At 47.8% G+C, this 13982-nt stretch carries 14 protein-coding genes; 5 read left to right on the top strand and 9 right to left on the bottom strand.

Annotation, left to right across the window (positions count from 1 at the left end; all coding sequences use genetic code 11):
- The first annotated feature begins 38 nt into the window (after positions 1-38).
- Together B3K89_RS07260 and B3K89_RS07255 are read left to right on the top strand one after the other, a co-directional pair.
- The gene (locus tag B3K89_RS07260; protein ID WP_293892810.1) at positions 39-1133 is read left to right on the top strand and encodes an ABC transporter substrate-binding protein; all 1095 of its coding nucleotides are present in this window, start codon (positions 39-41) and stop codon (positions 1131-1133) included.
- Between the two features lie 60 nt (positions 1134-1193).
- The gene (locus tag B3K89_RS07255) at positions 1194-2297 is read left to right on the top strand and encodes a LacI family DNA-binding transcriptional regulator (protein WP_293892807.1); all 1104 of its coding nucleotides are present in this window, start codon (positions 1194-1196) and stop codon (positions 2295-2297) included.
- 19 nt (positions 2298-2316) lie between these two features.
- Here B3K89_RS07255 and B3K89_RS07250 read toward each other — a convergent pair whose 3' ends face one another.
- From B3K89_RS07250 to B3K89_RS07210, 9 genes are all read right to left on the bottom strand, one after another.
- Positions 2317-3342, bottom strand: a complete 1026-nt coding sequence (locus tag B3K89_RS07250; protein WP_345907213.1) for a serine hydrolase domain-containing protein — start codon at positions 3340-3342, stop codon at positions 2317-2319.
- 23 nt (positions 3343-3365) lie between these two features.
- Positions 3366-3845, bottom strand: coding sequence for a GNAT family N-acetyltransferase (locus B3K89_RS07245; RefSeq protein ID WP_293892801.1), 480 nt, complete (start codon positions 3843-3845; stop codon positions 3366-3368).
- Between the two features lies 1 nt (position 3846).
- Positions 3847-4887, bottom strand: a complete 1041-nt coding sequence (locus tag B3K89_RS07240) for an enolase C-terminal domain-like protein (protein ID WP_293892798.1) — start codon at positions 4885-4887, stop codon at positions 3847-3849.
- Positions 4856-5878 (bottom strand): ABC transporter ATP-binding protein, encoded by a 1023-nt coding sequence (locus B3K89_RS07235; RefSeq protein ID WP_293892795.1) that lies wholly within the window; start codon positions 5876-5878, stop codon positions 4856-4858. The genes B3K89_RS07240 and B3K89_RS07235 overlap by 32 nt, the downstream gene beginning before the upstream one ends.
- The gene (locus B3K89_RS07230) at positions 5865-6875 is read right to left on the bottom strand and encodes an ABC transporter ATP-binding protein (protein ID WP_293892792.1); all 1011 of its coding nucleotides are present in this window, start codon (positions 6873-6875) and stop codon (positions 5865-5867) included. Before B3K89_RS07230 ends, B3K89_RS07235 begins: the two co-directional genes overlap by 14 nt.
- Positions 6876-6886: 11 nt before the next feature.
- Positions 6887-7723 (bottom strand): ABC transporter permease, encoded by an 837-nt coding sequence (locus tag B3K89_RS07225; RefSeq protein ID WP_293892788.1) that lies wholly within the window; start codon positions 7721-7723, stop codon positions 6887-6889.
- 4 nt (positions 7724-7727) lie between these two features.
- The gene (locus B3K89_RS07220) at positions 7728-8690 is read right to left on the bottom strand and encodes an ABC transporter permease (RefSeq protein WP_293892785.1); all 963 of its coding nucleotides are present in this window, start codon (positions 8688-8690) and stop codon (positions 7728-7730) included.
- A 64-nt stretch (positions 8691-8754) separates the two neighbouring features.
- Positions 8755-10302, bottom strand: a complete 1548-nt coding sequence (locus B3K89_RS07215) for an ABC transporter substrate-binding protein (RefSeq protein ID WP_293892782.1) — start codon at positions 10300-10302, stop codon at positions 8755-8757.
- A 37-nt stretch (positions 10303-10339) separates the two neighbouring features.
- Positions 10340-11569, bottom strand: coding sequence for an anhydro-N-acetylmuramic acid kinase (locus B3K89_RS07210; protein ID WP_293892779.1), 1230 nt, complete (start codon positions 11567-11569; stop codon positions 10340-10342).
- A gap of 149 nt (positions 11570-11718) precedes the next feature.
- Here B3K89_RS07210 and murQ point away from each other — a divergent pair, with 149 nt between their 5' ends.
- The 3 genes from murQ to B3K89_RS07195 are packed head-to-tail and all read left to right on the top strand — an operon-like array spanning position 11719 to position 13938.
- Complete coding sequence (gene murQ, locus B3K89_RS07205; protein WP_293892776.1) at positions 11719-12654, top strand: N-acetylmuramic acid 6-phosphate etherase; 936 nt, start codon at positions 11719-11721, stop codon at positions 12652-12654.
- 24 nt (positions 12655-12678) lie between these two features.
- The gene (locus B3K89_RS07200; RefSeq protein ID WP_293892773.1) at positions 12679-13548 is read left to right on the top strand and encodes a MurR/RpiR family transcriptional regulator; all 870 of its coding nucleotides are present in this window, start codon (positions 12679-12681) and stop codon (positions 13546-13548) included.
- A 39-nt stretch (positions 13549-13587) separates the two neighbouring features.
- Positions 13588-13938, top strand: coding sequence for a DUF2200 domain-containing protein (locus tag B3K89_RS07195; protein ID WP_293892770.1), 351 nt, complete (start codon positions 13588-13590; stop codon positions 13936-13938).
- The last annotated feature ends 44 nt before the right edge of the window (positions 13939-13982 follow it).

Genomic DNA, 13982 nt, shown 5'->3' with positions numbered 1-13982 from the left:
GGGCTCGTATGATCCCGAAAGAAAATAGGAGGGTTATTATGAAGAGAACCTTAGTCGTTCTACTGGCTCTGGTTGTACTTGCTTCAGCGACTGTATTCGCCCAAGGTGTACAGGAAACCAAGAAGCCGTACATCGCCGTTGTCTCAAAAGGTGAACAGCACGATTTCTGGCAGCAGGTAAAACTTGGTGCCAATGCAGCTGCTGAAGCCTATGGCGTCGACATCACCTTTGAAGGTCCTCCTTCTGAAAGTGATGTTCAAATCCAGGTTGAGATGCTGAACAATGCCATGGCAAAGAATCCCGTGGCTATCGCCTTGGCCGCTCTGAATACCAGCAGTGTTCTTGACCAGCTTCAGCAGGCCAAGAACCAGAAAATCCCGGTAATCGGGTTTGACTCCGGTGTCCCCGAGGCCCCGGCTGGATCAATTTGGGCGAATGCTTCCACGAACAACTATGCAGCAGCCGGTTTGGCGGCTGAGAAGATGTTCGAGGTGATCAAGAGCAAGATTGAAGCAGCAACCGATGCAAAACCGGTAAAAATCGTGGTCATGAACCAGGATGCCTCCGGTGAGTCATTGCTCAGCCGCGGCAAGGGTTTCCGCGACACAATGATCAAGTTGATCGATGAGAAAACCGCTCTTTCCAAGAGTGATATTGCAGTCATCGGCAACACCGCCTACATTGCCGCAGACAGCCCCAGAAACGGCAAGAAAGTCATCATCGAGATGATTGTTCCTGCTTCAGCTGCCATGACCGACGCCACCAATGCCGCCCAGGCAGTGTTGAACAAGGTAAGCAGTGATAACATTGTGGGAATTTTCTGCTCCAACGAAGCAACCGTCAAGGGCCTCTTGGCCGCAACCAATGATGGTGCATCGCTCAAGACCAATGCAGCTTTCAAGAACGTCGTGGTCATCGGATATGATGCCGGCGCAGCCCAGAAGAATGCTGTTCGCAACCAGTACTTCCTCGGCTCCATCACCCAGGATCCATACCAGATCGGCTACAAGGCAGTCGAGTTGGCCTACAAGGCCTACAAGGGTGAGCCTGTTTCCGATGTCGATACCGGTGCCAAGTTCTACAATTACCAGAACATGGATGACCCTGATATCAAGGGCCTGATTTACGATTGATGCACCTTACGTTCAATCGGGGGTCTAACAAGACCCCCGATTGCTATGGAGAGCCGAACGGTGGATAACAATGTTGTACCCGTGACAATCAAGGATGTCGCACGCTTGGCTGGAGTGTCGATTGCCACGGTGTCCCGAGCCCTCAATGAAAGCGATGTGGTCAAGGACCGGACCCGCAAAGCTGTCTTGGATGCAGTAGAAAAACTTGGGTACAATCGAAACGAGGTGGCTCGCTCACTCAAGTTTCGTCAGACACGAACCATCGGCATCATCGCCCCCGAGCTCTCGAACATCTTTTTCATGGAAGTTGTCGAAGCGTTGGAGCGATGTCTCGCCCCCAAAGGCTATTCGATGATCATCACCTCCTCCTACGATTCGGTTGAGGAAGAGAAGCGGAAGCTGCAGATTCTCATCGAGCGCAACGTCGACGGCATGGTGGTCATGCCCTCGGGTTCTGAGGGAGAGCACTTTCTTTCCAAGGCCCTGACCAACATCCCATTGGTTCTTGTCGACCGCCGCATCAAGGGACTCAAGGTCGATTCGGTAGAGACCGACAACCGGTTTGGTGTGCATAAAATGATTCAAGCCCTTCACAATGAGGGCTTTTCACGCATTGGTTTCATCGGTGGGGACCCGGATATCCATACTGCCGGCGAACGGTTGCACGGATACTTGGAAGCCATGGCCAAGTACAATCTGCCTGTTGAAGACCGATTCGTTCTCCATACAGGGGCAATGACTCAGAACAATGGTCGAGAACAGCTCAGGCAGGCACTCGCCGAGCCCGATCATCCGCAAGCTTTTTTCATCGCCAACGATTCCATGCACCTCGGGGCTACCATCCATGCGGTAGAGAACCTCACCGAGCAGGAACTCAAGGGCTTGGTATTTGCGAGCTTCGATTATCTCAGCTATGCTCCTCTGCTCAAGTTCTGCCACTATGCCGTCTCCCAACAATTTGAGCAAATCGGCGAGGAAGTTGCTGAATTGCTGCTCAAGCGTCTTGGAGGCGATTGGGATGACCTCCCCCGGCATATCATGCTCAAGCCTGAGATAAAAGTCATCCGAGCCAATGGTGGAATTCCTTTTGAACACGAGGAACACAACCGAGAACAAGCAAGAGAAACTGAATTGGATTCAGGTGAACTGTGTTCGTATTTCTGACAAGAACAAGAAATATTTGCTATTGAACTAAAAGTCTCTTCACCACTTCGATGCGGATATGATTGATCGACCTCACATTTGGAGTGTGCAAGCGATTGGTCAGCAATACAACGACCATGTCACGAAGTGGATTCACATACAGGTATGTTCCCGTGAATCCGGTATGACCAAATCCATTATCAGGATACAGATCCCCAAACTGAACACCATATCCACGTCCCCCACCCCAGTCATGCAAGGTTCTCTCCAATACAACGGATGAAAAAAAGGAATTGGAGCTGGGCATGAAAGCCCTCCCCAAGGCAAGTACATCGGAAACATCGGCAAAAATTCCCGCGTGACCAGCCACTCCCCCAAAATAGTAGAAACCATTGCCATCATTACATTGTCCGCGAAGAGGAACATGCTCGCACCGCCAGTCAGAGAATTGTAATCCCAATTCTGCTACCATTCTTTTTTCGATTCGATTTCCAAACTCTGTAGCAACGCACTGTGCTGGTTGTGGATGGTAAGTGGCATTCTTCATCTTCAAGGGATTGAAGACCAGGGTGGCCATTGCTTCGTCCAATGGAAGACCGGTCACTTTACTGACCAGCATTCCCAGCAACATAAAGTTGATGTCAGAGTATACAACTCCTTGCTGCAAAGGAGTGGAAAAGAGCAAATCGTGGAGAATCACCTCAAAGGAATCACTGCGTCTTGTATAGAATGGATACCAAGCTTGCAACCCTGAAGCATGCGTCAGCAAATCAGCGACAGACACCTTATTAAGGTGTGTAGTAATGACAGGATCACACAAAAGAAAGACATCAAGCAACCGGGTTTGGTCGGAGATTACCCCGGAATCAATGAGACGCAGGATGGCAGCTGTGGTGAAAAGCTTGGATAGGGATGCAAGATCGAAGAGATGGGAGGTTAGTAATTGCTCGCCTTGCATGGCAGTTGTCCCCCATGCTCTTGAACAACAGGCTCCTTCCTGGAAAACCCCGACGACAGCTCCGCTGAAATACTGCTCGCTAATACTCTGTTCAAGCAGAGATGACAAGCTTTCTAGTTTCTCCTGACAGTTCATATCGTTTCTCGAATATTCTGCTTTACCATAATGACTTCTGTTACACCAGGAACAGCAAAATCAGCAAGCTCCCCCACCTTGCGGTATCCTTGCTTTCCATAAAATCCCTGAGCTTCCAAATTAAAATCGGAGACCAACAGAAAAAAACTCTTCCCTAGATGCTTGGTCTGTTCTTCAAACTCACGAAGCAAACGACGTCCTACCCCCATACCTTGGAATTTGGGATCCACCGCTATGAACCTAAGATAGGGAGCCACCAGAAAAGCTCCCTTCAAATGCACCCAGATAAAGCCGGCAATCCTGTCTCCCACCCAAGCAACGGACAAAAGGTTGTTCGGATCATCGGTTGCTTTGCTGAGTTTTTCAATCCACCCATAATCGGAAAACCCATATACATCCTTCAGAGATGACGAGGCCGCCAAATGTGCACAAGACTGTACATCTTGTTCTGAAAATGACTTAATCTCAACTTCCATATCACTCCTCTATGAAAGGCTTTGCTGATGCGAAAGCCTCTCCTAGTCGATCGGTTGGAACCAAAGATGATAAAGAACAAGTCGGCAGTTCGTCCTGATACGTCAAACCGGAGAAAACGTCATCAGACAACAAGGTTGGAGCATCCAAATCAATCCACTTGCATAAAGGTTCCAAAGTCAAAGCATGAGCAATGCCCAATGAAGATTCGATCATGCAACTCAGCATACTTTCGAGGCCGAGGTTTTTCGCTTCTTCAATCAGTACACGAGCAGCCTGTGGCCCTCCGCTTTTGGCTAATTTGACAACAATACCTGAAACAGCCGGTGCATAGGTTCGCAAATCCTGAATTGTTTGCACGGTTTCGTCTAATAGGATGGGAATCTCGCTTAGCTCAGAAAGTCTTTGAATCTGCCCAACCGAACCCTTGATGGGCTCCTCTATCAACTCAATATTGAATTCCTTAAGTTCCAAGATATAAGCATACGCCTGTTCGTAATTCCAACCTTGGTTTGCGTCAAGACGAATCTTCAGATCGGGGAAGTGTTCGCGGATGGTACGAATCCGCTGGATATCATCAGCGAAACCCGCCTTCAGCTTAATGGTCGAGAACCCGCACGTTTGGATGGATTCCAACATCCTCTGCATATCAGGCTGATAGGCAATCGTATAGGAAGAACCACGATGTGGCGGCGTAGGCCGAGGTTGGGGAAAATAAGGCTCGAGAGCCTGCATCGCACTGGTATATGCACAGGCACTCATACTGTATGCGAATCGATTTACCACGGATAAAGTCTCTCGATGTACAATCATTTCAGCGGTGATGTTTCTTTGCAAGTCTTCAAGAATCTGCTCTTTGCTGACTCCATAGTAGGGAACAACAGCGGCTTCGCCATAGGCTGTCTTGTCATCATGAATGATCTGAAGAAATACATTCTCCCGGTACTCGCTGCTACCGTGAGCAATATGAAATGGATGTTTCAAAGGCAATCCAAAGGGAATTGCTGTGACCTTAAGCATGCTCACCGCCTTGTATATTTTCATAGAGAAAGCATGCAACCTGATGCCCTGCTTCTGCTCCAAGCAAAGCAGGTTTTTGCTTCTCACAGATAGGCATGGCCTTGTGACACCGCTCATAGAATGGGCAGCCAGGACGCACTATACTGGGAGAAGGTACATCGCCTTTGAGAATCAAGCGCTTTCGTGTCCTTGCTGCAACAGGATCAGGAATCGGAACTGCTGAAAGCAACGCTTTCGTGTATGGATGCATTGGATTTACATACAGTTCATGGGAAGGCGCCATCTCGACGATATTTCCCAAATACATTACTGCAACCCTATTGCAAAAATATTCAACCACTGACAGATCGTGAGCGATGAATATAAAAGTAAGATCAAATTCCTTTTGCAGGTCTTTCAGCAAATTCAGGATCTGTGATTGGATGGATACATCCAAGGCACTTACAGGTTCATCGGCGAGAATAAGCTTCGGGCCAAGCGACAGGGCACGGGCAATTCCAATTCGTTGCCGCTGTCCACCAGAAAACTCATGAGGATATCGTTTGGCATAGGAAGCAGGCAAACCACACTTATCCAGCAAGCCCAATGCTTTCTCCTCAATTTCCTTTTCCGTCAGCGTAAGAATGGCTTTTTTTGTATAAATACGCATGGGTTCTGCAACAATATCGATGACACGCATACGAGGATCAAGAGAAGAGTAAGGATCTTGGAAAATGATTTGGAAATCCTTGCGGGCTTGTATCAGCTGCTCCGCATTCAGCGTTGCCAAATCCTTGCCTTCGAACCAAACTTGTCCGCTTGTTATGCGTTCAAGCCGTGCAAGAGCCATGATGGTCGTGGATTTACCACAACCCGACTCCCCGACAAGGCCCAAGGACTCACCTTTATATACGGAAAAAGAGATACCATCGACAGCACGAACCGAACCTACATCCTTCTTGAAGAGCAGACCTTTCTCTATGGGAAAATGAACCTTGAGATCCTTGATTTCCAAGAGTGTTTCACGCGTTTGCATCGACTTCCTCCTTTTCTGCATACAACCAACAAGCAACCTTTCTTGGATTGGAGGATCCGATGAGTGTAAGCTCGGGAGGCAACTCGATAGCACAACGACTCATGGCCTTATCACAGCGTTCCTTGAAGGGACAACCTTGGGGAAGGTGAAGCAAATCGGGTGGAGAGCCCTTGATGGAGTGCAACCTTTCAGCACCGGTCCGATCCAATCGAGGAATAGAGTCAAGCAAGCCCTGTGTGTATGGATGCTTGGGCGATTGAAACAAATCGAATACATCAGCACGCTCTACAATACGACCAGCATACATCACACAGACTTGGTCGCACATCTCTGCAATGACCCCCAAATCATGGGTAATCATGATTACTGCCGTCTGTTGATCATCTCGCCTGGTACGGATGAGATCGAGAATCTGTGCCTGGATTGTCACATCCAAAGCGGTAGTCGGCTCATCGGCAATGAGAATATCCGGATTGCAGGACAAGGCCATGGCAATCATGACACGCTGGCGCATTCCTCCCGAAAATTGATGCGGATAACACTCCGCCCGCATTTGGGGATCTGGAATACCAATAATCCGCAACAACTCTATTGCTTGCTTCTTTGCTTCCTTTTTCTTCATCCCCTGGTGAAGCATCAAAGCCTCGGCAATTTGCTTCCAGATTTTTATCACCGGATTGAGGGAAGTCAAAGGATCCTGAAAAATCATGGAAATATGTTTGCCTCGAATACCCAGCATCTCTTGCTCCGTAGCATCCAGCAAATCTTTGCCATGAAATAGCACCTTTCCACCGGTAATACGTCCTGGCGGGTATTCGATCAAGCGGAGAATGGAGAGATTGGTGACGGATTTTCCAGAACCCGACTCTCCCACGATTCCCAGAGTCTGACCTCGTCCAACATCGAAGGAGACCTTGTTCACGGCATTGACAATGCCACGCTCGGTCTTGAACTCCGTCATCAACGCTTGCACCTGCAAAATTGGGGATTCTTTCATTCTCACATTCCTCATCGAACATTACGGAGCCGTGGATCAAGAATATCTCTCAATCCATCTCCTAACAGGTTGAATCCGAGCACCAACAAAACAATAGCCAGTCCGGGATATACCGCAGTCCAAGGTGCAAACATCATGACCTTGCGTGCACTACTGAGCATATTCCCCCAAGAGGGATTAGGAGGCTGAACCCCCAATCCCAGGAAGCTCAATGCGGACTCAAGCAATATGGCAGTAGAGAGTGACAGCGATATCTGTACGATGAGCGGAGCGGTAATATTGGGCAGCAGATGATGAATGAGGATATAGGTTCTTCCAGCCCCATTTGATTTGGCGGCCCTGATGAACTCATTCCCTTTCAACGCAATGATTGAACCTCGACTGATTCTTGCAAATTGAGGAATATAGACTATACCGATTGCAAGCACTACGTTGTACGTATGCTCACCCAGAATTGCCATAATGAAAATTGCAAGCAACAAAGATGGAAAAGAGAAGAGGATATCTGCAATCCTCATAATGATATTATCCGCTTTTCCACCGAGATAGCCTGCCCACACCCCCATGAAAATACCAATCAGAGCTCCTAAAGCAGTTGCACTGACACTGATGATGAAGGAAACCGAGGTTCCTTTCATGATACGCGATAGAATATCTCGACCAAATTCATCAGTCCCAAACAAGTGTCCTGTAACGAACGAAGGTGGCTGTAAAATCTGCTCTGCGTCCATATTCAGGGGATCGAACGGCAGCCAGAATAATGAGACAACGCTTATAAGCAGATAGAGCACTATCAGCACGAGTCCAGCAACAGCGATTTTATTACGCAACAATCGTGGAGTCTTCATACCATCACCTCTTCTCATCGACCAGACGGATTCTGGGGTCTGCCAATGCATACACCAGATCGGTAATCAAGTTGACCAACACAAAGAGGGTTGCTATCACAAGCACGATTGCCTGGATGACAGGGTAATCACGTTGGTTGATGGCATAGAGGGCAAGCCGTCCCATACCGGGCAATGCAAACACTTCCTCGATTACTATCGATCCTCCGAGCAGGTAACCTGCATTGAATCCCGTTACCGTAATAACAGGGAGGATTGCATTCTTCAAAGCATGAACAATGATAACCTTGCGGTATGGAAGCCCCTTTGCTCTTGCTGTCCTTACATAGTCCATCTGCAATACCTCAAGCATGCTGTTTCTGGTATACCGCATGACCACGGCTGCAAATCCAAACCCAATGGCAAGGGAAGGGAGGAAGAACATTTTCAAATTCTTGAGAGGATTCTCCAATAAGCTGACATAATTGCCCATCGGTATCCAGCCTTGAGAATTTGAAAATGCTATTACCATTAATGCAGCAAGCCAGAATTGCGGCAAGGAAAGGCCGATAAGCCCGACAACCCTATTGAAAAAATCCCCAAAAGTGTTTTGACGCAAGGAAGAAAGCACTCCCAACGGGATTCCGATGAGAAGAGCCAGAATAAGCGAATACAAAGTCAGCTCGAGACTGATGGGAAGCCGATTGAGAATATCAGGCAATACAGGCCGGCCGGTTCTCAGGGAATATCCGAAATCTCCTTTCAGCAAATCCCCTACCCACTCAATATACAAGACTGGAATTGGTTTATCTTCTCCGAACAATCGCTTGAGCTCTTCCATTTGCTCGGGGGTTGCCTCAACTTGTGTTCCCATATACATTTGCAATGCAGAACCAGGAATCATTCGAACCAGGAAGAAGACAATCAAGGAAACCCCGATAAGGACAGGTACAAGAGAGAGCAGTCTTTTTATAATGTATTTTCCCACGAAACACCTCAGTACAATAAAGTGGAGAGACTCCTCCCCGGAGGGAGGAGTACAGTAGCAATTGTTACTTGATTACCTGGGCATGGGTCACATAGTAGAGACTGCCATTACCGATTTGCTTGAAACCTTCGACATACGGACTGGTAACCTGGTTCTCGTTCGGACTATAGAGAAATACCAGCGGAGCTTTTTCGCTCAACACCACCTGCACCTTGTCGTATGTGGCTTTTCTTTGGGCTGGATCGGTTTGTTCCCTACCCAACTCAAGCAGCGCATCGGTTTCTGCGTCCTTGAACATGAAATTGTTGACACCACCGGTGCTGTGCAGCGATCTATACAGGAATCGGTCAGGCTCACTGCTTCCACCACGCAGTTCAACCATGGTGGCAAAGTCACGCTTCGCCCAACGATCGATGTAATTGCCCCATTCCACAACGTCCAGATTTGCGGTAAGCCCGATGTTCTTCAGCTGATTCTGAATCACCTGTGCCACAGCCAACCCCCCTTCATAGGTTGAGGAACACACGATATCGAAGGCAAATCCATTAGGATATCCCGCATCAGCCAGCAATTGTTTTGCTTTTGCATAGTCGGTCTTTCCAAGAGGGAGTTGGTCAGGAGGAATCGCCCATACCTTGGCGGAGATGGGAATCGGACCCGTTGTAGCACCCATACCATATTCGGCCATGGTCAAGATTTCAGATCGATTGAGTGCAAGAGCGACAGCCTGACGAACGCGGATATCATCAAAGGGCTTCTTCTGGTTGTTGAAACTGAAAACACGAACGTTCATGCCCGGCTTGCTCATGACAACTACGTTCTTGTCTGCCTTAGCTTGTCGAATGGTTGCCCCATCATTAATGGTAGCTAAATCCAAGTTCCCGGAGCGAACACCCGCATACAGGGAAGCTTCTTCAGGGATAACCCGGAATATTACCTGGTCGCTCTTGGGCAATCCTGCTTCAAAGTAGTTGGGGTTTTTTACCAGCGTCATAGAGTTGTCCACCACCCATTCTTTGAGCATATACGGCCCGGTGCCGACTGCAACACGCTGAAGATTTCCATGCTCCTGCACCGCTTCACGAGGTACGATGGAAATATTGTTTGAAGTAAGTGCATCCAGGAGGGACGCAAGAGGTGAGGAAAGTGTCAACTTGACAGTGTATGCATCCACAACCTCAATCTTGGAGATGGTGGAGATGTAAGAACGTCCGGGAGAAGCTGTAGCCGGATCGAGGACTCGCTCGAGTGAATACTTTACATCGTCGGCAGTCATTTCCCTTCCGTTATGGAATTTGACTCCCTTTCTCAAGTGGAAAATGTAGGTCAGATTGTTGGGAATCTCCCATGACTCTGCCAAGTCAGGTACCACCTGCATGTTTTCATCGAGACGTACCAAACGATTGTACAGCAAATCCAAACGACGCATCGAGGAGAATGCCGTTACGATATGTGGGTCCAAGCCTACTGCTTCCTGACTCACCCCGATTGTCAAGGTCTGAGACTTCTGGGCAGCTGGAGCCTGTTCGGCTACACCGGCAGCAAAAGCAGAAGAGACTGCGACCAGGACTACCAGTACAGTGCACAATACGAACAGATTGCGTTTCTTCATCGTTAACTCCTATGAAATGATACTCATCTGACATACATCAGAGCTGTTGCATGGTAATTGTACCCAGCACTACGGGCTCTTTAGCACCGGTTACTGCAGGCAGGTTCGAAGGCCGACCGAGTAAGGACTCGTGACCCATTAAAGCAAAAGCCATGGCTTCACGAGCTTGGTCGGGAATGCCAAAATCATCTGATACAGCAACCTCGACACCTTCACCTAAGTAGCGTCGAATCATAGAGAGTAGCGTCTTGTTGCGTGCTCCACCACCACTGACAATTACAGTATGCAGGGCTGTAACAGGTAAAACGAAATCCTTATATGATTGGACGATTGAACGAGCAGTAAATGCCGTGGCTGTTGCTACAGTATCCTCGAAAGAGAGCTGTAAAGCTGCCGCCTTCTGAAGCAATTGTCTGGTGAATTCTTGTCCATATACTTCACGCCCTGTACTTTTTGGGGGACATTTTGCAAAATAGGAATCTTCAAGTAAGGTAGCAAGTAATGTTTCACACACCCTACCTGAGGCTGCAATCGCCCCTCCTTCATCAAATTGCTTTTGCTGCTTTGTATGCAAGGCTACAAGCTGGTCAATAATCATATTGCCAGGACCGGTATCAAATGCAAAAACATCTTTGGGTCTTCCTCCGAGTGGAAGCACCGTAACATTACCGATACCTCCGATATTTTGCACAGCCACACCTTTGCCCTTCTGATGGAACAATAGATAGTCGATATAGGGAGCCAACGGAGCCCCTTGGCCTCCTGCGGCCATATCAGCAGAACGAAAGTCAGAAATTACGGGCAGCCGGGTAAGGGATGCTACATATTGAGGGTTCCCGAGTTGCAACGTGCCAGTCACTTCCAAAACTCCTGACGGTCCCGGAAAAGATTGGGGGTTCGGTGCATGCCAAACCGTCTGCCCATGCATGCACACAGCATCGACAGCCGTTCGGCTTATGTTGCTGTGTTTGATAAGCATATTGACTGCTTCTGCATTCCAGTAGGCGATACCGCTATGAGCCAACGTTATATCGTTGATATCTGAAGTTCCGGGCACACATAACCTGCTCACGAGTTCTTTCATTTCCTTGGTATAGGGAATGGATACTTGATCTTCCAGAGTAATCCGGGTAGTAGTACCGTTCTCATCGGTCTCGATACAGACCAGCACTGCATCCACACCATCCAAAGATGTTCCTGACATAAGTCCTATAAGCTTGTGGTTCAAACGACTGCGATACGACTGAAGAAAATCCATCTGATTCATATGCCTATCCCCATCACGGATAGTATATGGCACAATATTTCAAAACGCAAATGTTTTTAAAATAATATTTCTTTACATCATCGGTCTGAAATGGTACAGTAAAACCATAACAAAATTATTCAATATCCACCTGAAGGGGATTTTACACAATGGATATACCGATCACACAAGAAGAATTAGGTCAGCTAACCACCGAACAGTGCAACCACAATTCCTCAAATATAGATGAACTCTCCGTGTTTCGTATCCTTCAAATCATGAACAATGAGGATAAAACAGTTCCGTATGCAGTGGAAAAGCAACTACATGTCATTGAAGCATTGGTAAATGATATTGTTGAATCTTTTAAAAATGGGGGAAAGTTGGTCTACATCGGAGCAGGGACTTCAGGCAGGTTGGGAGTTCTTGATGCCTCGGAATGTCCCCCTACCTTTGGCGTCCCAATGACAATGGTTCAGGGAATCATTGCCGGAGGAAGGGATGCCTTGACTCGTTCCATCGAGAATGCCGAAGATGATAGGCAGGCAGGAGTGAGCGCACTTGAAGCCATCAAGTTCACCTCCGACGATGTACTGGTTGGCATCACAGCTTCAGGGCAGGCTCCTTTTGTAATAGGTGCAATGGAATATGCAAAAAGCCTTGGAGCTGTGGTTGGAGCTATCAGTTGCAACAAGGATTCAAAAACTTTCTCTGCAGCCGACCATGCAGTATTTCTGGATGTCGGACCTGAAATCATCACAGGTTCCACCCGACTCAAAGCAGGTACGGCCCAAAAGTTGGTCTTAAATATGCTTACAACGGCAAGTATGATACGACTGGGAAAAGTATATCACAATCTGATGGTTGACTTGACTCCGGTGAACCAGAAACTGGTGGAACGCTCCAAGAGACTCATCAAGCAAGCCACTGGCTGTACGGAAGCAGAGGCTGTACAAGCTTTTTATGAATCAGGGAAAAAACCGAAGGTTGCGATTCTGATGATTCTTCTTGGTGTTGATGCTGAAACAGCACTGGCTTTGGAAAAACAATCAAGCGGACCAATTTCAGAGATGATTCGCTTGTATCAGGGAAAACATTCCCAGTAAAATTATTCAGAGAAGGAAACCTAAATGCAGGAGAAAGTTCGGATCGAGGGCGCTCTATTTGAAATCAATGCACACTATGACAGTCTCAGTGATTCAGAGAAGAAGGTTGCTTCGTACGTGCTTCGAGAACCAAAAAAAACCTTACACTTCAATGTTCGAGAACTTTCCAAGCAAAGTGGGTCCAGCCAAGCAGCAGTTATTCGTTTTTGCAAACATCTCAATTTCTCCAGTTTCAGCAACTTCAAGATCAGGCTCGCACGTGATGTGTTTGACAACTATGATGAACGGTATGTCCCTGATTTGGAGCTTGAGTCCGAAACAGCTCCAGCAGCAGTAATTCACTCGGTCATTCAGCGGCTTCAACAATCATTCACAGCGCTTGAAAGAACACTTGATGGAGATTCCTTGGAACAAGCGGTGAATGCCATTTTGTCAGCCCGGTCTACTGCCTTGTTCGGCGTTGGAGCTTCCGGAGTCGTTGCCTTTGACTTTATGCAGAAACTCGTCCGGCTCGGACTGCCTGTTTTCTATACACATGATACCGATCTGCAGCTGACTGCAGCATCTACACTCAAGCAGCAGGATTGTGCATTCATTATCTCATATTCAGGAGAAAATGACTCTATGAAAGCTGCGGCAGAGCAACTACGAAAGAATAAAGTACCCATCATTTCACTCACAATGGATAGTGACAATACCATCCGCCGGCTCTCCAGCATTCATATTCCAGTTCCTGCCTCTGAACGAATTTACCGCCAGGGCGCAAGTACATCGCGTATCAATCAATTAGCAGTCATCGACATGCTCTATTCCTTGATGGTTTCCAAAAATCTTGATGCTTCCATTGAAGCCATTGAACAAACGATGGCTGCCACCCATCGGCATACGCATTAGCAACATCCTCATCAGGATAGGATTCAGGAGGAGTTTGCCATGGCACCACATCGAATCTATGCAATGAGCTTTTCATCTGTCTATCCGCTCTATATCCAGAAAGCAGAAAAGAAAGGGCGGACCAAGGATGATGTGGATACCATCATCTGTTGGTTGACCGGCTATACCCGGGATCAGCTGGATGAGCACGTGAAGAACGAGACAACTATCGAAACATTCATCAGGCAAAGCCCGTCTCCCAACCCTGCGAGAAGCAAGATCACCGGTTCGGTCTGCGGGGTGCGCCTTGATCAGATCGAAGACCCGATCATGAAAGAGATCCGCTACTTGGACAAGCTCATCGACGAGCTTGCCAAGGGGAAGGCAATGGAGAAGATCCTACGTGCGTAGAATCTTCTCCCCTCCAGCATGCTTAGGAATTGTGCAAAAATAAC

Source organism: Sphaerochaeta sp. UBA5849 (assembly GCA_002432715.1).
Taxonomy (GTDB): domain Bacteria; phylum Spirochaetota; class Spirochaetia; order Sphaerochaetales; family Sphaerochaetaceae; genus Sphaerochaeta.
Note: the sequence above shows the minus strand (reverse complement) of the source record. Positions and strands in the feature narration are given on the sequence as shown.

What these genes read in the sequence shown, in the direction of transcription:
- murQ (WP_293892776.1), top strand. Translation starts at nt 11,719, where the DNA reads ATGGATATACCGATCACACAAGAAGAATTAGGTCAGCTAACCACCGAA.
- B3K89_RS07200 (WP_293892773.1), top strand. Translation starts at nt 12,679, where the DNA reads ATGCAGGAGAAAGTTCGGATCGAGGGCGCTCTATTTGAAATCAATGCA.
- B3K89_RS07245 (WP_293892801.1), bottom strand. Translation starts at nt 3,845, where the DNA reads ATGGAAGTTGAGATTAAGTCATTTTCAGAACAAGATGTACAGTCTTGT.
- B3K89_RS07225 (WP_293892788.1), bottom strand. Translation starts at nt 7,723, where the DNA reads ATGAAGACTCCACGATTGTTGCGTAATAAAATCGCTGTTGCTGGACTC.
- B3K89_RS07260 (WP_293892810.1), top strand. Translation starts at nt 39, where the DNA reads ATGAAGAGAACCTTAGTCGTTCTACTGGCTCTGGTTGTACTTGCTTCA.
- B3K89_RS07235 (WP_293892795.1), bottom strand. Translation starts at nt 5,878, where the DNA reads ATGCAAACGCGTGAAACACTCTTGGAAATCAAGGATCTCAAGGTTCAT.
- B3K89_RS07230 (WP_293892792.1), bottom strand. Translation starts at nt 6,875, where the DNA reads ATGAAAGAATCCCCAATTTTGCAGGTGCAAGCGTTGATGACGGAGTTC.
- B3K89_RS07240 (WP_293892798.1), bottom strand. Translation starts at nt 4,887, where the DNA reads ATGAAAATATACAAGGCGGTGAGCATGCTTAAGGTCACAGCAATTCCC.
- B3K89_RS07215 (WP_293892782.1), bottom strand. Translation starts at nt 10,302, where the DNA reads ATGAAGAAACGCAATCTGTTCGTATTGTGCACTGTACTGGTAGTCCTG.
- B3K89_RS07210 (WP_293892779.1), bottom strand. Translation starts at nt 11,569, where the DNA reads ATGAATCAGATGGATTTTCTTCAGTCGTATCGCAGTCGTTTGAACCAC.
- B3K89_RS07195 (WP_293892770.1), top strand. Translation starts at nt 13,588, where the DNA reads ATGGCACCACATCGAATCTATGCAATGAGCTTTTCATCTGTCTATCCG.